The 23561-nt window shown below is 54.6% G+C and carries 22 protein-coding genes; 8 read left to right on the top strand and 14 right to left on the bottom strand.

The window, feature by feature from the left end; all coding sequences use genetic code 11:
- Positions 1-40 precede the first annotated feature (40 nt).
- The 10 genes from atpA to asnC form a co-directional block, all read right to left on the bottom strand.
- A complete protein-coding gene (gene atpA / locus AC0TN7_RS06210; protein WP_006808751.1) occupies positions 41-1582 on the bottom strand; it encodes a F0F1 ATP synthase subunit alpha in 1542 nt (513 codons plus the stop codon).
- A 12-nt stretch (positions 1583-1594) separates the two neighbouring features.
- Entirely contained in the window at positions 1595-2128 is a 534-nt protein-coding gene (gene atpH / locus AC0TN7_RS06215) for a F0F1 ATP synthase subunit delta (protein WP_024907887.1), read from the bottom strand.
- Positions 2129-2142: 14 nt separating this feature from the next.
- Complete coding sequence (atpF, locus tag AC0TN7_RS06220; protein WP_014072436.1) at positions 2143-2613, bottom strand: F0F1 ATP synthase subunit B; 471 nt, start codon at positions 2611-2613, stop codon at positions 2143-2145.
- 48 nt (positions 2614-2661) lie between these two features.
- Complete coding sequence (gene atpE, locus AC0TN7_RS06225) at positions 2662-2901, bottom strand: F0F1 ATP synthase subunit C (RefSeq protein ID WP_000429386.1); 240 nt, start codon at positions 2899-2901, stop codon at positions 2662-2664.
- 49 nt (positions 2902-2950) lie between these two features.
- Positions 2951-3766, bottom strand: a complete 816-nt coding sequence (atpB, locus tag AC0TN7_RS06230; RefSeq protein ID WP_008500193.1) for a F0F1 ATP synthase subunit A — start codon at positions 3764-3766, stop codon at positions 2951-2953.
- Between the two features lie 8 nt (positions 3767-3774).
- On the bottom strand, positions 3775-4155 hold the full coding sequence (gene atpI / locus AC0TN7_RS06235) for a F0F1 ATP synthase subunit I (protein ID WP_023333920.1): 381 nt from the start codon (positions 4153-4155) through the stop codon (positions 3775-3777).
- Positions 4156-4771: 616 nt separating this feature from the next.
- Positions 4772-5395, bottom strand: coding sequence for a 16S rRNA (guanine(527)-N(7))-methyltransferase RsmG (rsmG, locus tag AC0TN7_RS06240; RefSeq protein WP_024907888.1), 624 nt, complete (start codon positions 5393-5395; stop codon positions 4772-4774).
- 107 nt (positions 5396-5502) lie between these two features.
- Positions 5503-7392 carry a tRNA uridine-5-carboxymethylaminomethyl(34) synthesis enzyme MnmG gene (gene mnmG, locus AC0TN7_RS06245; protein WP_248166068.1) on the bottom strand — a complete coding sequence of 630 codons (1890 nt, stop codon included), beginning with the start codon at positions 7390-7392 and terminating at the stop codon, positions 5503-5505.
- A 374-nt stretch (positions 7393-7766) separates the two neighbouring features.
- A complete protein-coding gene (gene mioC, locus AC0TN7_RS06250; protein ID WP_023309786.1) occupies positions 7767-8216 on the bottom strand; it encodes an FMN-binding protein MioC in 450 nt (149 codons plus the stop codon).
- Positions 8217-8306: 90 nt separating this feature from the next.
- The gene (gene asnC / locus AC0TN7_RS06255; RefSeq protein WP_024907891.1) at positions 8307-8765 is read right to left on the bottom strand and encodes a transcriptional regulator AsnC; all 459 of its coding nucleotides are present in this window, start codon (positions 8763-8765) and stop codon (positions 8307-8309) included.
- Between the two features lie 151 nt (positions 8766-8916).
- Between asnC and asnA the strand changes: the two genes are divergently transcribed.
- Entirely contained in the window at positions 8917-9909 is a 993-nt protein-coding gene (gene asnA, locus AC0TN7_RS06260; protein WP_061716268.1) for an aspartate--ammonia ligase, read from the top strand.
- Here the strand turns inward: asnA and viaA are convergent, their stop codons facing one another.
- Together viaA and ravA are read right to left on the bottom strand one after the other, a co-directional pair.
- Positions 9910-11361 carry an ATPase RavA stimulator ViaA gene (viaA, locus tag AC0TN7_RS06265; protein ID WP_024907893.1) on the bottom strand — a complete coding sequence of 484 codons (1452 nt, stop codon included), beginning with the start codon at positions 11359-11361 and terminating at the stop codon, positions 9910-9912.
- Positions 11355-12851 (bottom strand): ATPase RavA, encoded by a 1497-nt coding sequence (ravA, locus tag AC0TN7_RS06270; RefSeq protein WP_061716269.1) that lies wholly within the window; start codon positions 12849-12851, stop codon positions 11355-11357. Before ravA ends, viaA begins: the two co-directional genes overlap by 7 nt.
- Positions 12852-13073: 222 nt before the next feature.
- On the opposite strand from ravA, the gene kup reads away from it, so the two are divergent.
- The 7 genes from kup (at position 13074) to rbsR (ending at position 21019) form a co-directional block, all read left to right on the top strand.
- Complete coding sequence (gene kup / locus AC0TN7_RS06275) at positions 13074-14942, top strand: low affinity potassium transporter Kup (protein WP_024907895.1); 1869 nt, start codon at positions 13074-13076, stop codon at positions 14940-14942.
- A gap of 226 nt (positions 14943-15168) precedes the next feature.
- Positions 15169-15588 (top strand): D-ribose pyranase, encoded by a 420-nt coding sequence (gene rbsD / locus AC0TN7_RS06280; RefSeq protein ID WP_024907896.1) that lies wholly within the window; start codon positions 15169-15171, stop codon positions 15586-15588.
- A gap of 7 nt (positions 15589-15595) precedes the next feature.
- Positions 15596-17101 carry a ribose ABC transporter ATP-binding protein RbsA gene (gene rbsA / locus AC0TN7_RS06285; protein WP_021242658.1) on the top strand — a complete coding sequence of 502 codons (1506 nt, stop codon included), beginning with the start codon at positions 15596-15598 and terminating at the stop codon, positions 17099-17101.
- A 4-nt stretch (positions 17102-17105) separates the two neighbouring features.
- On the top strand, positions 17106-18071 hold the full coding sequence (rbsC, locus tag AC0TN7_RS06290) for a ribose ABC transporter permease (protein WP_006808742.1): 966 nt from the start codon (positions 17106-17108) through the stop codon (positions 18069-18071).
- Between the two features lie 27 nt (positions 18072-18098).
- Complete coding sequence (rbsB, locus tag AC0TN7_RS06295) at positions 18099-18989, top strand: ribose ABC transporter substrate-binding protein RbsB (protein ID WP_010426610.1); 891 nt, start codon at positions 18099-18101, stop codon at positions 18987-18989.
- 104 nt (positions 18990-19093) lie between these two features.
- A complete protein-coding gene (gene rbsK, locus AC0TN7_RS06300) occupies positions 19094-20023 on the top strand; it encodes a ribokinase (protein ID WP_024907898.1) in 930 nt (309 codons plus the stop codon).
- Between the two features lie 3 nt (positions 20024-20026).
- Positions 20027-21019 (top strand): ribose operon transcriptional repressor RbsR, encoded by a 993-nt coding sequence (gene rbsR / locus AC0TN7_RS06305; protein ID WP_075201549.1) that lies wholly within the window; start codon positions 20027-20029, stop codon positions 21017-21019.
- On the opposite strand, the gene mdtD is transcribed toward rbsR, so the two are convergent.
- Together mdtD and AC0TN7_RS06315 are read right to left on the bottom strand one after the other, a co-directional pair.
- On the bottom strand, positions 20985-22418 hold the full coding sequence (mdtD, locus tag AC0TN7_RS06310; protein ID WP_032648599.1) for a multidrug transporter subunit MdtD: 1434 nt from the start codon (positions 22416-22418) through the stop codon (positions 20985-20987). The genes rbsR and mdtD overlap by 35 nt on opposite strands.
- Complete coding sequence (locus tag AC0TN7_RS06315) at positions 22415-23122, bottom strand: FadR/GntR family transcriptional regulator (protein WP_024907901.1); 708 nt, start codon at positions 23120-23122, stop codon at positions 22415-22417. Before AC0TN7_RS06315 ends, mdtD begins: the two co-directional genes overlap by 4 nt.
- Positions 23123-23561: the final 439 nt, after the last annotated feature.

The following is a 23561-nucleotide window of genomic DNA, read 5'->3' on the forward strand; positions in this document are numbered from 1 at the left end:
CAATGCCAGGCGGCTTGTCCTGAGACAAGCCGCCGGACGATTACCAGGATTGGGTTGCTTTGAAGGAATCGAGGATAGCTTTCAGCTTGCCTTCGATTTCGTCGTTATAGCCACCGGTCTGGTTGATCTCTTGCATCAGCGGAGCGTGATCACGGTCGACGTAAGCCAGCAGAGCGGCTTCGAAGCTACCGATTTTCGCCAGTTCCACATCTTCGAGGTAACCGCGTTCAGCCGCGAACAGAACCAGGCCCTGCTGAGCAACAGACATTGGTGCGTACTGTTTCTGCTTCAGCAGCTCGGTCACTTTCTGACCGTGGCTCAGCTGTTTACGGGTTGCTTCGTCCAGATCGGATGCGAACTGAGAGAACGCAGCCAGTTCACGATACTGTGCCAGTGCGGTACGGATACCACCGGACAGTTTCTTGATGATCTTGGTCTGAGCAGCACCACCAACACGGGATACGGAGATACCCGGGTTAACTGCCGGACGAATACCGGAGTTAAACAGGTTGGTTTCCAGGAAGATCTGACCATCGGTAATGGAGATTACGTTGGTCGGAACGAACGCAGAAACGTCACCCGCCTGGGTTTCAATGATCGGCAGAGCGGTCAGAGAGCCCGTTTTACCCTTCACTTCACCTTTGGTGAAGTTCTCGACGTATTCCGCGTTAACGCGGGAAGCACGCTCCAGCAGACGAGAGTGGAGGTAGAATACGTCGCCAGGGAACGCTTCACGTCCAGGTGGACGACGGAGCAGCAGGGAAACCTGACGATAAGCAACAGCCTGTTTAGACAGGTCATCGTATACGATCAGTGCATCTTCACCGCGGTCACGGAAGTATTCGCCCATTGCGCAACCGGCATATGGTGCCAGGTATTGCAGTGCAGCAGATTCAGACGCAGTTGCTACCACAACGATGGTGTTAGACAGTGCGCCGTGCTCTTCCAGTTTACGAACCACGTTAGAAATGGTGGACGCTTTCTGGCCGATGGCCACGTACACGCATTTGATGCCGGAGTCACGCTGGTTGATGATGGCGTCGATAGCCATCGCGGTTTTACCGGTCTGACGGTCACCGATGATCAGTTCACGCTGACCACGACCGATTGGAATCATGGCATCAACGGACTTATAACCTGTCTGAACAGGCTGATCTACGGACTGACGGTCGATAACGCCTGGTGCGATAACTTCGATTGGGGAGAAGCCATCGTGCTCAACCGGACCTTTACCGTCGATTGGCGCACCCAGGGTGTTAACAACGCGACCCAGCAGGCCACGGCCAACCGGTACTTCCAGAATACGGCCAGTACACTTAACCTTCATGCCTTCGGCGAGGTCAGCGTATGGACCCATCACAACTGCACCTACGGAGTCGCGCTCCAGGTTCAGTGCGATAGCGTAACGGTTACCCGGCAGGGAAATCATCTCACCCTGCATACAATCGGCCAGGCCGTGAATGCGGATAACACCGTCACTTACAGAAACAATAGTACCTTCGTTGTGAGCTTCACTCACAACACTGAACTGAGCAATGCGCTGCTTGATCAGTTCGCTGATTTCGGTGGAATTCAGTTGCATGCTCCAGTCCCCTTAAGACTGCAAGACGTCTGCAAGGCGTTCAAGACGGCCGCGTACGCTGCCATCAATGACCATATCACCCGAGCGGATGATTACGCCTGCCATTACAGACTTATCGATTTTGCAATTCAGCTTAACTTTGCGTGACAGACGTTTTTCCATCGCGGCGGTGATTTTCGCAAGCTGTTCGTTACTCAGTTCAGTCGCAGAAGTCACTTCAACTTCAGCGGTTGCTTCACTAAGGGCACGTAAGTGCTCAAACTGCTCGAGAACATCCGGGAGCACACGGAGACGACCATTTTCTGCCATCACCTTAATCAGGTTCTGGCCGTTGGCATCCAGTTGCTCTCCGCACACGGCGATAAACGACGCGGCGAGAGTTTCAGGTGCTAACGCACCGGAAAGCAACTCAGCCATTTGTTCGTTTTTCGTCACCTCAGCGGCAAACGCCAGCATATCCTGCCAGCGATCGACATTGTGGTGTTCGACAGCAAAGTCAAAAGCTGCTTTGGCGTAGGGGCGAGCTACCGTAACAAATTCAGACATCAGCCCCTCCCTCCTTACAGTTCAGCGACAAGTTTGTCCACGATGTCGCTGTTAGCAGCTTCATCCACGGAACGTTCGATGATCTTCTCGGCGCCAGCAACAGCCAGAATCGCAACCTGCTTACGCAGTTCTTCACGAGCACGTTTACGCTCAGCATCAATTTCTGCCTGAGCCTGTGTCACGATCTTAGTACGTTCCTGTTCTGCTTCAGCTTTGGCTTCGTCCAGGATCTGTGAACGGCGTTTGTTAGCCTGTTCGATGATTACCTGAGCTTCCGCTTTCGCTTTTTTCAGCTGGTCTGTCGCGTTGGCCTGTGCAAGGTCCAAATCTTTCTTAGCGCGTTCTGCAGAAGCCAGACCGTCAGCAATTTCTTTCTGACGTTTTTCGATGGCAGCCATTAAAGGCGGCCATACATACTTCATGCAGAACCAGACAAAGAGAATAAACGCGATGGCCTGGCCGAGGATTGTTGCGTTCATGTTCACAGCACAATACCTCTTTAATTTCTGTGGCTTAGGGTTTTAAAACTACTACTACGCGACAGCAAACATCACGTACAGACCCAGACCTACAGCGATCATTGGGATAGCATCCACCAGACCCATAACGATAAAGAACTGAGTACGCAGCAGAGGAATCAGATCAGGTTGACGCGCTGCGCCTTCCAGGAATTTGCCCCCGAGGATGCCGATACCGATCGCAGCACCGATAGCCGCCAGACCCATCATCACAGCGGCAGCCATGTACAGCAGATCCATATTCAGGTTTTCCATGACAGTCTCCAGTTTGTTTCAATTAAAACGTAGTAGTGTTGGTAAAAAATCAGTGCTCTTCAGACGCCATCGACAGATAGACGATCGTCAGAACCATGAAGATAAAGGCTTGCAGCGTAATGATCAGGATGTGGAAAATGGCCCACGGCACATTCAGAACCCACTGTGACCACCACGGCAGAAGACCCGCGATCAGAATGAAAATCAGCTCACCCGCATACATGTTGCCGAACAGTCGCAGACCCAGTGAAACAGGTTTGGACAGCAGGCTAACGCCTTCCAGGATCAGGTTGACCGGAATAAACGCCCAGTGGTTGAACGGCTGCAAGGTAAGCTCTTTCACAAAGCCGCTTACGCCTTTCATTTTGATGCTGTAGAAAAGAATCAGGATAAACACGCCCAGCGCCATCGACAGGGTGATGTTCACGTCCGCAGACGGTACAACACGCAGTGCAGGCAGGCCGAAGATGTGCTCGCCGATAAACGGCAGCAGATCGATTGGCAGCAGGTCCATCAGGTTCATCAGGAAGACCCAAACGAACACGGTCAGCGCCAGCGGAGCAATCAGCTTGCTCTTGCCATGGTACATGTCTTTGACGCTGCCATGGACGAAGCCGATGATCATTTCGATGAAGGTCTGGAATTTCCCTGGTACACCGCTGGTCGCTCGTTTAGCAACACCGCGGAACATGGCCAGGAACAGAAGACCCAAAACCACCGAGAAGAACATGGAGTCGATGTTGATCGTCCAGAAGGTGGCCGGGGGGTTATGTGGATCCACCAGCGAGAATGTACGCAGGTCCAGCTGAAGGTTATTCAGATGGTGACCTATGTAATCCTGCGGCGTCATATTTTCTGAAGCCATGATGCCTTTTACCCTTTGTTATTGATTACAGCTGGAGCCAGAACTTGTACCACCAGCACCAAAACCCACGTTGCTATCAGCGGCATGAAGACCACTTTCAAAACCGCCAGCGCCATCACCAGTAGAGCAAAGGTCAGCAACACCTTACACACTTCGCCGAGGGCGAAGGACCAGGCCACGCGGCCTTTGGCGGGTGTATGCGCCTGATGACGCCAGGCAAAAATCATAAACAACACGTTTGGCAGCACAACCGCCAAACCCCCGCACACGGCGGAGATGCCCCAGAAGGGGTCTTTGAGGCTAAACAGCAGTCCACTTGCTATCACAGCCAGAAACTGAACGAACAGAAGCTTACGAGCAACGTTTCTACTCAAGAGCGACACAGACATCACGTTTTTACTCCTGCTCCCTTCGAGGTATGCCGCGTGTCGTATAAAACGTCCTTTAAGGCTCAGAGTCAAGCATCAAAAAGCGGTCAAATTATACGGTGCGCACCCGTGATTTCAAACATTAAGTAGCGAAAAGGTGAATAAATGTTTAAATATTTTTCCCCACCGCTATTTTTTAACTTTCGCTGAAAGCGTCAACCTTCGACCAAAACTGCAAACAGCGCGAAAACGTTGTCGATAAAGCGTGCACGAGATCACAAAACACACATTTGCGATAAGGTTGTATTTATCAAAGGCGCAAATCACGAAAATTTATCTTTATGAAATTAAACACAAAATGTCGCAACTATTTTCAAAACAGCCCAGTACACAATAAAAACCTTTTATTGACATTCTTAATAAATAATTAACATTACGTTCTGGTTACTGCCTTCCACTTTTAGCAGACTTATATTTTCACAGATGACTATCTTCTCGGTGAATAATAGGCGCTACGTTAACCGGAAGAAAAACCTTAGTGAAGTAGAGGTTAAAAGCTCCCCGATAAAACCCTGGTAGTTGTGCTGTTTTTTAACATGATAAGAACAGCACGAATTCCACATTTTTTATTAATTTTTTAAAAATTGTTTGGCTTAATTATCACCAGATGGCGTTCACCTTCGAGCTGAGGAATCTGTAATTTCTCAATAGACTCGACAGCAAAACCGTCTGGAAGCTGTTCAATCTCATCGCCTGGCAACTGCCCTTTCAGCGCATAAAAGCGGCCGTTCTCCGCAGGCAAGTGCTTACACCAGCTCACCATGTCATTGAGCGAAGCAAACGCGCGGCTGATAACCCCGTCAAACGGCGGCTCTGCCGGGAACTCCTCTACCCTGCTCTGCACGGGCGTAATGTTCTCAAGCTTCAGCTCATGCTGTACCTGACGTAAAAAGCGCACGCGCTTGCCGAGGCTGTCCAGCAGCGTGAAATGGCTCTCAGGGCGAACAATCGACAGCGGAACGCCCGGTAAACCTGGACCCGTACCCACGTCGATAAAGCGCTCACCTTTCAACCATGGGGCAACCACGATGCTATCGAGTATATGGCGGACGAGCATCTCGTTGGGGTCGCGAACAGACGTCAGGTTGTACGCTTTGTTCCATTTGTTCAGCATATCGACATAGGCCACCAGCTGATTTTTCTGGTGATCGGTGAGCGAAATACCTGCCTGATCCAGCAGACGAGAGAGTTTGTTGAGCACGGTGAATACCTGTTTAGAGATTTTTCGCCCGGTGGCGCTGCCGCTTACCGGGCCTACGAATAAGTAGGGCGGGTAAGCGAAGCGCCACCCGCCAAAAGCAATGTCAATTACGCGCTGCGGCGCAGCATACCTTGCTTTTTCAGCCAGACCAGCAGGATCGAAATCGCCGCAGGGGTAACCCCCGAGATGCGGGACGCCTGACCGATCGACACCGGTTTGTGATCGTTCAGCTTGGCGATCACTTCGTTAGAAAGGCCCGTCACCTGGCGGTAGTCCAGCATTTCCGGCAGCAGCGTGTTTTCGTTACGCTGCTGTTTTTCGATCTCATCCTGCTGACGCGCGATGTAACCTTCGTACTTCACCTGGATCTCAACCTGCTCTGCCGCTTCAGCGTCTTCCAGGCCCGGCGCGAACGCGGTCAGTTTGACCAGGTTCTCGTAGGTGACTTCAGGACGGCGCAGCAGATCTTCCCCGCAGGCCTCGCGCGACAGCGGCGCTGTTAAGTGAGCGTTTACTTCGGCAGCAGTTTCCGCCTGCGGATTCACCCAGGTGGTTTTCAGGCGCTGACGTTCCTGTTCAATGCGTTCCAGCTTCTCGTTGAAGCGCGCCCAGCGTTCGTCATCGACCAGACCGAGTTCACGGCCCATTTCGGTCAGACGCAGGTCGGCGTTATCTTCACGCAGCATCAGGCGATATTCCGCGCGAGAGGTAAACATACGGTACGGTTCTTTGGTACCCAGCGTGCAGAGATCGTCAACCAGCACGCCCAGATACGCCTGAGAACGGCCTGGTGCCCAGCCCTCTTTCTCAGCAGAGAAGCGCGCGGCGTTCAGGCCGGCAAGCAGACCCTGTGCAGCCGCTTCTTCATAGCCGGTGGTGCCGTTAATCTGACCCGCGAAGAACAGACCGTGGATGAATTTGCTTTCCAGGGTTGGCTTCAGGTCACGCGGATCGAAGAAATCGTACTCAATAGCGTAGCCAGGGCGAACGATTTTCGCATTCTCCATCCCCTGCATTGAGCGAACAATTTGCATCTGCACATCAAACGGCAGGCTGGTGGAGATGCCGTTCGGGTAAATTTCGTTCGAGGTCAGCCCTTCCGGCTCCAGGAAGATCTGGTGCTGGTTACGATCGGCAAAGCGCATCACTTTGTCTTCGATCGACGGACAGTAGCGTGGGCCGATCCCTTCGATCACGCCAGCATACATGGGGCTACGATCGAGGTTATTGCGGATCACGTCATGGGTTTTCTCGTTGGTATGCGTGATGTAGCACGGTACCTGCTGCGGATGCTGTGCCGCATTGCCCATGAACGAGAAGACCGGCATTGGGTTATCACCGTGCTGTTGCGCCAGCACGCTGAAATCAATGGTGCGCGCATCAATACGCGGCGGCGTGCCTGTTTTCAGGCGGCTAACGCGCAGTGGCAGTTCGCGCAGACGACGAGACAGTGGAATAGACGGCGGATCGCCGGCACGGCCACCGCTGTAGTTATCCAGACCGATATGAATTTTACCGTCCAGGAATGTCCCCACGGTCAGCACCACGGCTTTCGCGCGGAATTTGAGGCCCATCTGGGTCACGGCACCCACGACGCGATCGTTCTCAACGATAAGATCTTCAACCGCCTGCTGGAAGATCATCAGGTTCGGCTGGTTCTCCAGGGCGGTACGCACCGCCTGACGGTAAAGTACGCGGTCTGCCTGAGCACGGGTCGCACGGACAGCGGGGCCTTTACTCGCGTTTAGTATCCTAAACTGGATGCCAGCCTGATCGATCGCTTTCGCCATCAGGCCGCCAAGTGCATCCACTTCTTTTACCAGGTGTCCTTTCCCAATGCCGCCAATCGCCGGATTACAGGACATTTGTCCCAGCGTGTCGATATTGTGTGTCAAAAGCAGGGTCTGCTGACCCATTCGCGCTGCGGCCATTGCGGCCTCAGTGCCTGCGTGACCCCCGCCAATGATGATGACGTCAAAAGGATCCTGATAAAACATGGTGGTCTGCCTCGCGTAAAGCGGTATGAAAATGGATTGAAGCCCGGGCCGTGGATTCTACTCAACTTTAGTCTTTCGAGAAAGCATTGGGATCCTGGGCTATTAAAAAGAAGATCTTTTTATTTAGAGATCTGTTCTATTGTGATCTCTTATTAGGATCGCGAACCTGTGTGGATAAGTCCGATCTCATAAAGAAGATCATGCAGTTAGAAAGGATCGTTTGCTGTGAATGATCGGTGATCCTGGACCGTATAAGCTGGGATCAGATCGCGACTTTATGCACAGGCCAAAAACGACGCTACGGTTGTTCTTTGGATAACTACGGGTTAATACGAGCTTTTAACCAGAGTTATCCACATCTGTTCGCGCGATCTTTAATCGTTTTTGAGTAAATTTTTCCATTCCGCGAGCCAGATCTCGGCTGGATCCTCCGGAATGTCATGATCGAGGATGTTGATCTTGAGCGTTTCACCCAGCTGTTTTGCTCCGCAGGAGGTGACAGCGGCTTCGACTTTCTCTATTGCCCCGCAAAAGGTGTCATATTCGCGACTGCCGATCCCCACTGCGCCAAAACGGACGTTTGACAGGTCGGGCTGCTGTTCTAGCAGTTCGTCATATAAAGGTTGCAGGTTATCCGGCAGATCGCCCGCGCCGTGCGTGGAGGTGATCAGCAGCCAGACCCCGTCAGTCGGGAGATCTTCCAGCAACGGGCCGTGCAGGGTTTCCGTGGAAAAGCCCGCATCTTCCAGCTTTTCAGCCAGATGTTCCGCTACGTATTCCGCACCACCAAGGGTGCTGCCGCTGATAAGGGTAATGTCCGCCATTGATCGCTCGCCTGGATAAAGAGACGGCCATTGTACGCTGTGAGCGAGCTGGGATCTACCTGTGGAAAATGTGGGAATGAATTTGCCCGATCACGGACGGATGGTACGCATGATCGGGTTTTGCAGGGAGATCAGGGTCTCGGTGGACTGAATTTCATCGATTGTTTGGATCTTGTTGATAAGTACCTGCTGAAGGGCGTCGATGGATCGGCACATGACTTTAATAAAGATGCTGTAGTGCCCGGTGGTGTAATACGCCTCGGTGACTTCATCCAGCGCGTTTAGCCTCGCCAGGGCGGAAGGATAGTCTTTGGCGCTTTTAAGAATGATGCCGATGAAGCAGCAGACGTCATAACCCAGATGTTTAGGACTGACGTCAATGCGTGCGCCGGTAATGATCCCCGCCTGCTTCATCTTCTCTACGCGAACGTGAATGGTTCCCGGGCTGACGCCAAACTGTTTCGCCAGTTCGGCGTAGGCGGTACGGGCATTGGCCATTAACGCCTCCAGAATGCCGCGGTCGAGATTGTCGATCTGATAATTTTCCATAGCTTTTTCTTATGAAGATTAATGAATCACTCTATTCTAGCGTTTAATTTTATCGAATCAAAAGTGAAGGTGGCTTTTTGTTGATGAGTTATTGAATGTGATGCCATTTCTGTTGCTTAATCAATATCAACAGGACGCAGGAGTATAAATAATGAAAACCGCTTACATCGCAAAACAACGCCAGATCAGTTTCGTTAAATCCCATTTTTCCCGCCAGCTGGAAGATAAACTTGGGCTAATTGAAGTCCAGGCGCCGATTCTAAGCCGCGTGGGTGACGGGACCCAGGATAACTTGTCTGGATGCGAAAAAGCGGTACAGGTGAAAGTGAAAACACTGCCAGACGCCCAGTTCGAAGTGGTTCATTCACTGGCGAAGTGGAAGCGTCAAACCCTGGGACAACACGACTTCAGCGCGGGCGAAGGGCTCTACACGCATATGAAAGCCCTTCGCCCCGATGAAGACCGCCTCACCCCAATTCACTCTGTCTATGTTGACCAGTGGGACTGGGAGCGCGTAATGGGTGACGGCGAGCGCCACGTCGGCACGCTGAAATCCACCGTTGAGGCGATCTACGCCGGGATCAAAGCGACCGAAGCGGCCGTGAGCAAAGAGTTTGGTCTGGCACCGTTCCTGCCGGATACGATCCACTTTGTGCACAGCCAGGAATTGCTGGCCCGCTTCCCGGATCTGGATGCCAAAGGCCGTGAACGTGCGATTGCTAAAGAGCTGGGCGCGGTATTTCTGATTGGGATCGGCGGCAAACTGTCTGATGGCAAACGCCACGACGTTCGCGCGCCGGATTATGATGACTGGAGCACTGCGGGTGAGGGCGAGTTTGCCGGGCTGAACGGCGATATTCTGGTCTGGAACCCGGTACTGGAAGACGCATTCGAGCTTTCTTCTATGGGGATCCGCGTGGATGCTGACGCGCTGAAGCGCCAGCTGGCGGTCACCGGAGATGAAGATCGTCTCAAACTCGAGTGGCACCAGGCGCTGCTGCGCGGTGAAATGCCGCAGACGATTGGCGGTGGTATCGGCCAGTCCCGTCTGACCATGCTGCTGCTGCAATTACCCCATATCGGTCAGGTTCAGTGTGGCGTCTGGCCGCAGCAGGTACGTGAAAGCGTCGGCTCTCTTCTGTAATTAACGCTGCCAGCGTCTGAGCAGGCGGCTACGCAGCCCGGTATCAAAGCGCCAGATATGATCGAAGATGCGCATGATGCCGGGTTTTCCATGGGCGGACATCGCCACCGCATGAAAACGGTGCTGATGCACCCGCTGTAACTCCTTCACCTTATTCACCACGTCATCCGGTAGCCGCTGGGCAATAAAATCGGAAATCACCACCGCGTCGGCGTCGTACCAGTCGCCGCCCTGCATACGCTCCACAATGCTGCGAAAGCAGCTGGCCAGATCCGTGCCGCCGCGAAAACGCTGGCTCAGGAAGCGGATTGCCTGCTCGATCCCCTGCTGGTTCGTCAGCTCATAGCCCACGACTTCGCTGGAGAACAGCATGATGAAGCAGCGACGGCGATCGGCGAGCGCCACGCGCATCAGCGCCAGACAAAAAGCTTTTGCACACTGCTCGTTAAACCCGCCCATCGATCCGGACGTATCCACGCAAACGATGAAGGGCCCGCGCGGCTGTTCATCAAAATCCTGATGAACGACCGGCCGCTGGCTGATTTTCTCGCGCCAGGCTTCGCCGTGCAGCCGGTAGGTGAGAAGCTGTTTTTCCACCAGCCGACGGTAAAACTCATACTCCAGCTCGGTCATCCCCAGCGTGCTCAGCTCCGTGGGCAGCAGACGCAAAATATCATCGCTCTGCTGGAGCCCGTCGACCTGCTCCGGTACGGTGGCCGGTTCACGCACCAGGGTGCGGAAGGTTTCCATCGGGGCGTCTTTCTTTGGAACCGACTTTGCCTCTCTTGAGCGTCCCAGCTGTTCTGCAAGCTTCATCAGCTCGGGCTGCTGCGTCAGAAAATCGCCGTACTTGACGATCAGCTGATAGTCCCCGCGCCTGAGCTGGCCTGCGCTCATATCCCAGAGACGCCCAGCGGCGTTTTCATTCTCCACCAGCACCTGTTCTAACTGGCCGCTCAGGGTCATTCGTTCCTGAACTTCACTAAGCAGCTGTTCGCGCTCTTCATCCAGCAGCTGCTGGTTTAGCGTCGTGGCCTGCACCACCAGGCTGAGGCGCCAGCGCTGTAAGAAGAGGGTGTGCAGCGCCGGGGTAAAAGTGGCGTTATCCGTGACCAGCGCCCGCGCCTGGCTGGCAAACGGGGAGTGGACCTTGTCGAGCAACGTCAAGGTTTGCGGAAGATGGACGATAAACTGCGGCGTGGAGAGCCGCTGGCACTGCTGATAGCAGGCCACCTCTTCCGTTAACTCAGGCGGAACTTCGGTCTCCCTGAACCGCTGACGCAAATTTTCGCGCCAGCGCGGAAGATCGTCCGTCATCGCCTTTTTGAGCTTCGGAAATTTTTCAAAGAAGGCTGCCAGCTGCGGTGACGCCAGAAGTGTTATGACCACCTCTTCGATCAACCCCTCCTCGCTGACGGCCAGCATAACGTTAAGCGTATCCAGGGTTAGCATTGACGCGCCTGTTTGATCTGCGCGCTGACGTCCTGCAGGCTGGCTTCAATGCGGCCTAACCAGTCGCTATGAATAAAGAGGCACTTTTGCTGCTCGCTAAAGCGGGTATGCTGCTGGTGCCATTCCGTATCCAGCGCTTCCAGCTGCTGCTTAATCTCTTCCGGTACGCTGTCCGAGGCGGTGCCCGGCAGCGCCAGACGCGAGCCCTGCAGGCTGACGTCGCGGATCACCAGATGCTGGCTGCTGTCCACTTCCATATTCAGCGGCTGTGCGAAACCGATGCCGTTGAGCTTTCCACGGATCTCTCCGCCCTTATCCAGCCACTGCGCCAGCGCCTCGCGCTCAATCGTAATGTGTACCACCTGCATATCATGCAGCTTGAGCGGCTGCTGGAGCAGCAGCGTTAGCGTTGCGCCGGTCAGATCCGCGGGAAGCTCGTAGTGCGGTTTACGGGCGAACATGCCTCCAAGGCGATTCACTTTCAGCGCGGTTTTATCACTTTGCTGCTGCTGGAGCTGGATGCGCCGCTGGGCAATCGCCCCCAGTTGATTGAGCATTGCCTGCTGTCCCCAGGCGTGTCCGGTCATCAAAACGTCAAGCTGCTGCTGCATCAGATTCATGCCTTCCGCGTCGTGCCACAGGCAATCTTTCAGCAGGATCAGATCGATGGGGGCAACGGCATCGCGGCCGCTAAACAGGGCGCTGGCCTGCAGGAGGCGGATCGCTTTTTTCCAGCGACGATCGGAGACATAGGGTGCAGAAGGGAGGAGATCAAGCTGCTGACGCAGCAGATAGATCAGCTCGAATACGGCGTCAGGCAGTTTGATTTTGCTAATATCCTGCTGCCACTGGTAATACTCCTCATCCGTCACCTGTAGCGAAGCGGATACCGGGTTTTCACTCTCATCCTGCTGGCTCACCAGCATGGAGCGGAAGTTTGATTTGTCCTGCACTTTGTCCAGCCACAGGCGGATGAGCATACGGTCATACAGCGCTTCCAGACTGCTGTCGGCCTCGGGCAGTTCGTTAGAGGCGGCCACCAGCAGGCGCATCGGGATTTTCTCTTCACTGGCGCCGTTGCGGAACCGACGTTCGTTTATCGCCGTGAGCAGGGTGTTAAGAATGGCCGGTCCCGCTTTCCAGATCTCATCGAGAAAGACAATCTCAGCCTCAGGCAGATACCCCGCCGTCAAACGCTCATAGCGCCCTTCATCTTTCAGCGCCTGAATAGAGAGGGGGCCAAACACTTCTTCAGGGGTGGAAAAGCGGGTCATGAGATATTCGAAGGCGCGGGCATTCTGAAAAGCAAATTTTAGCCTGCGGGCAATCAGGCTTTTGGCAATGCCCGGCGGTCCCAGCAAAAACACGCTTTCACCGCTCAGCGCCGCCAGTAAACAGAGGCGAATGGCGTGGCTACGCTCGAAAAGGCCTTTCTCCAGCGCGCTGCTGAGGCGGGAAATTCTTTCTGCTAATAAATGTGAGTGAGCCATAATAGTTTTGCATCCTTTCGCCGTCGTGGCGGCCAATTGAAGCGAGTATAGACGTTTCAGTCAGGGCTGGTAATAGACTGAAGTGCGGCGCAATTTTCTTTGCGCTACATTAATGCGGTTGCATTTAGGGGTACGATTTTGCAATGAATCGTGCATACTGTGCGCTTTTTGTGGGCCAAGGGACCAGGAACACATTTGTTATTTAAACGAAAAGACTAGTCTATGAGCACTGATAATAAGCAATCATTACCCGCAATAACGCTTGCGGCGATCGGGGTTGTCTACGGTGATATTGGCACCAGCCCGCTTTATACGCTTCGTGAATGTCTGTCCGGCCAGTTTGGCTTTGGTGTTGAACGCGATGCCGTGTTTGGCTTCCTGTCCCTCATTTTCTGGCTGCTGATCCTGGTGGTTTCCGTTAAGTATCTCTCCTTCGTTATGCGTGCTGATAACGCAGGTGAAGGCGGGATCCTGACCCTGATGTCTCTTGCCGGGCGCAATACCTCGGCCAGAATGACCTCAGTGCTGGTCATTATCGGCCTGATTGGGGGCAGTTTCTTCTACGGAGAGGTGGTTATCACGCCCGCTATTTCGGTGCTGTCGGCGATAGAGGGGCTGGAGATTATCGCTCCACAACTTGATTCATGGGTGGTTCCGCTGGCCATTATTGTCCTGACGCTGCTGTTCATGATCCAGAAGCACGGTACCGGGCTGGTGGGCAAACTGTTTGCACCGATTATGCTGGCCTGGTTCCTGATCCTGGCGGCGCTTGGTTTGCGCAGCATTATCGCGAACCCGGAAGTGCTGCAGGCGCTGAACCCCTACTGGGCCGTGCATTTCTTCCTCGAATACAAAGTGGTTTCCTTTGTGGCGCTGGGTGCCGTAGTGCTCTCCATCACCGGTGTGGAAGCGCTGTATGCTGACATGGGTCACTTCGGGAAACTGCCTATCCGCGTGGCATGGTTTATTGTGGTGCTCCCGTCGCTGGTGCTGAACTACTTCGGTCAGGGGGCGCTGCTGCTTAAAAACCCGGAAGCGATCAAGAACCCGTTCTTCCTGCTGGCGCCTGACTGGGCGCTGGTACCGATGCTGATCCTGGCGACGCTGGCGACCGTCATTGCCTCTCAGGCGGTGATTTCCGGCGTATTTTCTCTGACGCGCCAGGCCGTGCGTCTGGGTTATCTGTCACCGATGCGCATCATCCATACCTCAGAGATGGAGTCGGGTCAGATCTACATCCCGTTCATTAACTGGCTGCTCTATTTCGCTGTGGTCATTGTTATCGTCAGCTTCGAGCACTCCAGTAACCTGGCGGCGGCGTACGGTATTGCGGTAACCGGTACGATGGTGCTGACGTCGCTTCTCTCCACCACGGTGGCGTACCGAAACTGGCACTGGAATAAATTCCTCGTGGCGATGATTCTGGTGGGCTTCCTGTGCATCGACGTGCCGCTGTTCTCTGCGAACCTCGACAAGATTGTCTCCGGAGGCTGGCTGCCGCTGACGCTGGGTCTGGTGATGTTTATTGTCATGACCACCTGGAAAAGCGAGCGTTTCCGCCTGCTGCGCCGCATGCACGAGCACGGGAATTCTCTGGAGGCGATGATCGCTTCTCTGGAGAAATCTCCGCCGGTCCGCGTGCCGGGTACCGCGGTATACATGTCTCGCGCGCTGAATGTTATTCCGTTCGCGCTGATGCATAACCTCAAGCACAACAAAGTGCTGCACGAGCGCGTGATCCTGCTGACGCTGCGCACCGAAGATGCGCCGTATGTTCATAACGTCCGCCGCGTGCAGATTGAGCAGCTGTCGCCGACTTTCTGGCGCGTAGTGGCAAGCTACGGCTGGCGTGAAACGCCAAACGTGGAAGAGGTGTTCCACCGCTGCGGCCTGGAAGGGCTGAGCTGTCGGATGATGGAAACATCGTTCTTTATGTCGCACGAGTCGCTGATTATCGGCAAGCGCCCGTGGTATCTGCGCCTGCGCGGCAAGCTATACCTCATCCTGCAGCGTAATGCCCTGCGTGCGCCTGACCAGTTTGAGATCCCGCCTAACCGCGTGATTGAGCTGGGAACGCAGGTCGAGATTTAAGTCTTTGTGCGGCCTGATGCCCTCACCCCGCCCCTCTCCCACAGGGAGAGGGCGCAAACATAAAAAACGGTAACCAGGGGGTTACCGTTTTGCATTTACCTCCACGCCATTTCACTTAGCGAAACGTTTCGACGTCGATCACAAATCTGTTACGTCATGATGGTTTTCTGAACATTTCTGGGGCTACACTACTTTTAGCGAAACGTTTCGCTAGTGGAGCAAGAAAATGAAGAAAGGCACTGTACTCAACTCAGAAATCTCATCGGTTATTTCCCGTCTTGGGCATACCGATACGCTGGTGGTTTGCGATGCAGGCTTACCGGTTCCGCGCAGCACAACCCGTATCGATATGGCGTTAACGCAGGGCGTACCTTCGTTTATGCAGGTACTGGACGTGGTGACCGCGGAGATGCAGGTTGAGGCGGTCATTCTCGCGGCGGAAATCAAACAACATAATCCGCAACTCCACGAAACGTTGCTCAGCCACCTTGAGCAGCTGCAACAACACCAGGGAAATACCATAGAAATTCGTTACACAACGCACGAACAATTCAAACAACAAACCGCAGACAGTCAGGCGGTGATTCGCAGCGGGGAGTGTTCCCCGTATGCGAATATCATTCTCTGTGCTGGCGTCACCTTCTGAGGCCATCATGGACGCATTACTGCAACTTAAAGGGATCGATAAGTCGTTCCCGGGCGTAAAAGCCCTCTCCGGCGCGGCGCTGAACGTCTACCCCGGGCGCGTCATGGCGCTGGTGGGCGAAAACGGCGCCGGCAAATCCACCATGATGAAAGTGCTGACCGGTATCTACCAACGCGATGCCGGTTCACTCCTTTGGTTGGGTAAAGAGACCACCTTCACTGGCCCGAAATCCTCTCAGGAAGCGGGCATCGGTATTATTCACCAGGAGCTGAACCTCATCCCGCAGCTCACCATTGCGGAAAACATCTTCCTCGGCCGCGAGTTTGTGAACCGCTTCGGTAAGATCGACTGGAAAACCATGTATGCCGAAGCGGACAAGCTGCTGGCGAAGCTGAACCTGCGCTTTAAGAGCGACCGCCTGGTGGGCGATCTCTCCATCGGCGATCAGCAGATGGTGGAAATCGCGAAGGTGCTGAGCTTCGAGTCGAAGGTCATCATTATGGATGAACCGACCGACGCCCTGACCGATACCGAAACCGAATCCCTGTTCCGCGTTATCCGCGAGCTGAAATCGCAGGGGCGCGGGATTGTCTATATCTCTCACCGTATGAAAGAGATCTTCGAAATCTGCGATGACGTCACCGTTTTCCGCGACGGGCAGTTTATTGCCGAGCGCGAAGTGGCGACGCTGACTGAAGATACGCTCATCGAAATGATGGTGGGACGTAAGCTCGAAGATCAGTACCCGCATCTGGATAAAGCGCCGGGTGAGATCCGCCTGAAGGTGGACAACCTCTGCGGTCCGGGTGTGAACGACGTGACCTTCACCCTGCGCCAGGGCGAGATCCTGGGCGTAGCGGGCCTGATGGGGGCGGGACGTACCGAGCTGATGAAAGTGTTGTACGGCGCACTGCCGCGTACCAGCGGTTATGTCACCCTCGACGGCCATGAAGTGGTCACCCGCTCTCCGCAGGATGGTCTGGCGAACGGCATCGTCTATATCTCCGAAGACCGCAAACGCGACGGCCTGGTGCTGGGGATGTCAGTAAAAGAGAACATGTCCCTGACCGCGCTGCGCTATTTCAGCCACAGCGGTGGCAGCCTGAAGCATAAAGACGAGCAGCAGGCGGTGAGCGATTTTATCCGCCTCTTTAACGTCAAAACCCCGTCGATGGAGCAGGCGATTGGCCTGTTGTCCGGCGGGAATCAGCAGAAAGTGGCGATTGCGCGCGGGCTGATGACGCGTCCGAAAGTGTTGATCCTCGACGAGCCAACCCGCGGCGTAGACGTGGGGGCGAAGAAAGAGATCTATCAGCTGATTAACCAGTTTAAGGCCGACGGTCTGAGCATCATTCTGGTCTCTTCCGAGATGCCAGAAGTATTAGGCATGAGCGATCGCATTATCGTCATGCATGAAGGGCATCTCGGCGGTGAATTCACTCGCGAGCAGGCCACCCAGGAAGTTCTGATGGCTGCCGCTGTGGGCAAGCTTAATCGCGTGAATCAGGAGTAAGAAGATGACTACCCAGGCTGTTTCTGGTCGCCGCTATTTCACAAAGGCGTGGCTGATGGAGCAAAAATCGCTAATTGCCCTGCTGGTGCTGATCGCGATTGTGTCGACCATGAGCCCGAATTTCTTCACCGTTAATAACCTGTTCAATATTCTGCAGCAGACGTCGGTGAACGCCATTATGGCGGTCGGCATGACGCTGGTGATTCTGACCTCAGGTATCGATCTGTCCGTCGGTTCCCTGCTGGCGCTCACCGGCGCGATCGCCGCTTCGATTGTCGGCATTGAAGTCAACGCGCTGGTGGCCGTGGCCGCTGCCCTGGCGGCAGGTGCGGCGATAGGCGCCGTCACCGGCGTGATTGTGGCAAAAGGCCGCGTTCAGGCGTTCATCGCGACGCTGGTGATGATGCTGCTGCTGCGCGGGGTGACCATGGTTTATACCAACGGCAGCCCGGTCAATACCGGCTTTACCGATAACGCCGATCTGTTTGGCTGGTTCGGTATCGGTCGCCCGCTGGGTGTCCCGACCCCGGTATGGATCATGGCTATCGTCTTCCTGGCGGCGTGGTACATGCTGCATCACACTCGTCTGGGCCGTTATATCTATGCGCTGGGCGGTAACGAAGCGGCAACGCGCCTGTCCGGTATCAGCGTTAATAAAGTCAAAATTATCGTTTACTCCCTGTGCGGTCTGCTGGCGTCACTGGCAGGCATTATCGAAGTGGCGCGCCTCTCCTCCGCGCAGCCAACGGCGGGTACGGGGTATGAGCTGGACGCCATTGCGGCAGTGGTTCTGGGCGGTACGAGTCTTGCGGGCGGTAAAGGTCGCATTGTTGGGACATTGATCGGCGCACTGATCCTCGGTTTCCTGAATAATGGTTTGAATTTGTTAGGTGTTTCCTCCTATTACCAGATGATCGTTAAGGCAGTGGTGATTTTGCTGGCGGTACTGGTAGACAACAAAAAACAGTAACTGACGACACTACAGGACATCTTAGATATGAACATGAAAAAACTGGCTACCCTGGTTTCTGCTGTCGCGCTGAGCGCAACCGTAAGTGCTAACGCCATGGCGAAAGACACCATCGCGCTGGTTGTCTCTACCCTGAACAACCCGTTCTTCGTCTCTCTGAAGGATGGCGCGCAGAAAGAAGCGGACAAACTGGGCTACAACCTGGTGGTTCTGGATTCACAGAACAACCCGGCGAAAGAGCTGGCTAACGTTCAGGACTTAACCGTTCGCGGCACCAAAATTCTGCTGATCAACCCAACCGATTCTGATGCCGTAGGCAACGCCGTGAAGATGGCAAACCAGGCGAAGATCCCGGTAATCACCCTGGACCGTCAGGCAACCAAAGGCGAAGTTGTGAGCCATATTGCGTCTGATAACGTGCTGGGCGGTAAAATCGCGGGTGATTACATCGCGAAGAAAGCCGGTGAAGGCGCGAAAGTTATCGAACTGCAGGGGATTGCCGGTACGTCTGCCGCCCGCGAGCGTGGCGAAGGCTTCCAGCAGGCGGTTGCAGCGCATAAATTCAACGTACTGGCCAGTCAGCCTGCGGACTTCGACCGTACTAAAGGTCTGAACGTCATGCAGAACCTTCTGACCGCGCACCCTGACGTGCAGGCAGTATTCGCGCAGAACGACGAAATGGCGCTGGGCGCGCTGCGTGCCCTGCAGACCGCTGGTAAATCTGATGTGATGGTTGTCGGATTTGACGGCACGCCGGATGGTGAAAAAGCAGTAAACGATGGCAAACTGGCAGCGACCATTGCTCAGCTGCCTGAGCAGATTGGCGCCACTGGCGTTGAAACTGCCGACAAAGTGCTGAAGGGCGAAAAAGTTCAGGCCAAATACCCGGTTGACCTGAAGCTGGTCATCAAGCAGTAAAGGCGAATCAGGCCGTCACGGCGGCCTGAGGGACACCAATAAAGAAAAGTGTGGCATACGCCACCGGGTAACACCGGTGGCGCTCTCTGATGGACAATCCAACCATGAAAACCGCAGGTAACCTCGTCGTCCTTGGCAGTATCAATGCCGATCACATTCTTAACCTTGAATCGTTCCCGACACCGGGCGAAACCGTCACGGGTAACCAGTATCAGGTGGCATTTGGCGGTAAAGGTGCAAACCAGGCCGTTGCTGCCGGTCGCAGCGGGGCAAATATTGCGTTTATCGCCTGCACGGGTGATGACGATACCGGTGAGCGCGTACGCAAGCAGCTGGCGAGCGACAATATCGATATCGCACCGGTCAGCGTTGTTGCAGGGGAATCTACCGGCGTTGCGCTGATTTTCGTCAACGCAGAAGGTGAGAATGTCATCGGTATTCATGCTGGCGCTAACGCGGCGCTGACGACGGAACGCGTAGAAGCGCAACGTGCACTCATCGGCGGAGCGGAAGCCCTGCTGATGCAGCTGGAGTCGCCGGTTGAAAGCGTGCTGGCCGCCGCCAAAATTGCGCATGAAAATCATACCACTGTCGTACTTAATCCGGCCCCTGCCCGTGTATTATCAGACGAGCTGCTGGCGCTGGTGGACATCATCACGCCGAACGAAACCGAAGCCGAAAAGCTGACGGGCATTCGCGTTGAAAACGATGATGATGCCGCGCGAGCCGCGCGTGCGCTGCACGACAAAGGCATCGGAACGGTGATCATCACCCTGGGTAGCCGTGGGGTGTGGGCAAGCGTCAATGGCGAAGGCCGTCGCGTGCCGGGCTTTAAGGTGAAGGCGATTGATACCATTGCAGCGGGAGACACCTTCAATGGTGCACTTGTGACCGCGCTGCTGGAAGGTATGAGAATGGATGACGCTATCCGCTTCGCACACGCTGCCGCAGCGATTGCGGTGACGCGCAAGGGCGCCCAGCCTTCCGTTCCGTGGCGTAAAGAGATCGATGAATTCTTAAGTCAGCAGGGGTAACGCTTGGCCACAATGAAAGATGTCGCCCGCATGGCGGGCGTTTCTACCTCGACGGTCTCTCACGTTATAAACAACGATCGCTTCGTCAGCGAGGCGATTCGGGAGAAAGTCGAAGCGGCGGTAAAAGATCTCAACTATGCGCCGTCTGCGCTGGCGCGCAGCCTTAAGCTCAACCAGACGCGCACCATCGGTATGCTGATCACCGCGAGTACCAACCCCTTTTATTCAGAACTGGTTCGCGGCGTGGAGCGCAGCTGCTTCGAGCGTGGCTACAGCCTGGTGCTGTGCAATACCGAAGGTGACGAGCAGCGCATGAATCGTAACCTGGAAACGCTGATGCAAAAACGCGTCGACGGGCTACTGCTGCTTTGTACCGAAACGCACCAGCCGTCGAAAGAGATCATCCAGCGCTATCCTTCGATTCCCACAGTGATGATGGACTGGGCGCCGTTCGACGGTACCAGCGACCTTATTCAGGATAACTCCCTGCTGGGGGGCGATATGGCCACTCAGTATCTGATCGATAAAGGCTATACCCGCATCGCCTGTATTACCGGCCCGCTGGACAAAACCCCGGCGCGTTTGCGTCTGGAAGGGTATCTCGCCGCGATGGCGCGGGCGGGCCTTTCCGTGCCGGAAGGGTACCGTATTACCGGCGATTTTGAGTTTCACGGTGGTTTTGAAGCGATGCAGACGCTGCTGGCGCAGCCGCAGCGTCCGCAGGCTGTTTTTATCGGCAACGATGCCATGGCGTTTGGCGCCTATCAGGCGTTATATCAGGCCGGTTTGCGTGTTCCCCACGATATGGCGGTAATCGGCTACGATGATATCGAGCTGGCCAGCTATATGACGCCGCCGCTCACCACCATTCATCAGCCAAAAGATGAGCTGGGCGAGCTGGCCATCGATGTGTTGATCCACCGAATGGCTCAGCCCACGCTGCAGCAGCAACGCCTGCAGCTTACTCCTGTTCTGATGGAACGGGGTTCGGTTTAGCTTTCGCCTTATGGCGTTCTTTAATCAGGTTACGGCCATCTTTCGGTTTTAACAGCATAAAGACCAGCGCTGAAACGACGGTGAGTGCGCCCATGGTGATAAAGGTATAGTGGAACTGCTCGACGGTGTTCGCGCTGTCGAAACCTTCATAAAACCGCAGTACCGCCGCGCTCACGGCCACACCCAGACTGATGGACAACTGCTGTGTTACCGCCAGCACGCTGTTGCCGCTACTGGCGTTCTCGTCGGTCAAATCCGCAAGGGTGATGGTGTTCATTGAGGTGAACTGCGTCGACATCGCCATGCCCAGTACAAATAGCGGCAGGATCAGCATCCAGACGGGTAACGCGGCGGACTGCAGCGAGAACTGCGCAATCATCAGACCGATAAAGACCGTCACACCAACCAGCGTCTTACGATAGCCAAACCAGCGTAGCACCTGCGTCACGGTCGATTTTGCCAGAATCGAGCCCATTGCGGTGGGCGCCATCATGCAGCCGGCAATCAGGGCCGGGTAGCCGAAACCCACCTGCAGCATCAGTGGCATCAGGAACGGTACGCAGCCCGTCCCCAGACGCGAGGCAATGTTTCCCGCGATCCCGACGGAAAAGGTTCGGGTGTTGAAGAGCCCAAGAGAGATTAACGGCGTCGGGTGACGGCGCGCGTGACGTATATAAAGAAGGAACAGCAGCACGCCGGCGAGGATAACGGAGAGCGCCATCCACGTCGCGACGATCTTCTCGCCAACCAGCTCCATCCCGCTGGAGAAGAGTACCAGGCTCAGGCCAAACAGGAAAAAGCCACCCATGTCGAAGCTGCGTCTTGGCGTGGTGAAGTTCGGCATATATTTGCGGGCATACAGCAGCCCCGCAACGCCAATCGGAATATTAATCAGGAAGATCCAGTGCCAGCTTGCCCAGGTGACAAACACGCCACCGAGTACCGGGCCCAGTATCGGGCCGACCAGTCCCGGCATGGTAACGAAGTTGAGCACGGGAAGCAGTTCGCTTCGAGGGTAGGCTCGTAATAAGGCAAGGCGCGCCACGGGCATCATCATCGCGCCGCCAATGCCCTGTAATACGCGGAAGATAACCAGTTCCGTTAAGGACGAGGAGAGCGCACAGGCCAGCGAACCGAGCGTAAAGAGCGTCACGGCCAGCATGAAAACTCTACGGGTACCGAAGCGGTCAGCCAGCCAGCCGCTAACTGGAATTAACATTGCAACCGTCAGGGTGTAGCTGATGATGGCGGACTGCATCGCCAGCGGGGAGCGGTTAAGGCTTTGCGCAATAGCGGGAAGCGCGGTGTTGAGGATGGTGGCATCCAGTGCCTGCATAAAAAACGCCATGGCTGCAATCCACGGCAATCCGGCCATGCTGCGCGCTTTTTTCTTTGTCATTTATTTACCTGCTGGTGGGTTGGCGCAGCCAGTAATGCCTGGCACGCACTCAGGGCTCGCTGCCCGTCGCTTTCCTGAATGGCATCCACTATCGCCTGATGCAATTCCAGTTTTACCACGTCGTTTTGTGTAATAGAGGTAAAGTAGGTGTGATACACCGAATGAAATAATGAGGCAAACGAGGTGAGGAACGGATTGGCGCTCATCATATAGATATGTTCATGCCAGGCCATATCGACCTCAACCCAGCGTTCGCGGTTGAAGTGTTTTTTCAGGAACACCATCTCTTCCATCAACGCGTTAAGCTGCGCTTTCTGCTCTGCTGTGCCAAGCGTGGCGGCAAGCAGACATGCCTGAGGTTCAAGGCTGCTGCGCATCACCAGAAAGTGATCGACGACCTGATGAAAGTTGTCTTCCGTCATCCACCAGGAGAGCAGCTCCTGATCGAGAAAATTCCAGTTACTCTGTGGCATCACGCGTGTGCCAATACGAGGACGTGGAAGCACCATACCTTTTGCCGTCAGGGTTTTCACCGCTTCGCGCACTGCGGTACGGCTCACCCCAAACTGCTCACCCAGCTCCATTTCACCCGGCAGGATGCTGCCCGGGGCATATTTACCCGCTAAAATCCGCTGAGCCAGCTTTTCTGCCAGCACATACGACAGGTTTTTTTGGGCGGCCAGCTGTTGTGCGCTTAATGGCATCGCTTTTATTCCTTAAAGATTCATGCTGATAATTATGCCACCTCGAATGTGATTGTGGTTGCAGATACATCAAATAGAACAATTTGTAGCTTGATTTCACCTCTGTTGGTGAAAAAAAACGCGGATGGAAACTTTTTTTAAATTTCCTCTTGTCACCTCGGAATAACTCCCTATAATGCGCCTCCACTGACACGGAACAACGGCACACACGCCGCCAGGTCAGCAGAGAAAAGCGAAAATAAACGCTTGACTCTGAAGCGGGAAAGCGTAATATGCACACCCCGCGCCGCAGCGAAAACGAAGCGGCACTGCTCTTTAACAATTTATCAGACAATCTGTGTGGGCACTCAAAGTGACATGGATTCTTAATGTCTTCGGACAATAAATGAATACCAAGTCTCTGAGTGAACATACGTAATTCATTACGAAGTTTAATTCA

The sequence above is a fragment of the Enterobacter sp. PL_is511 genome (genome assembly GCF_055816065.1).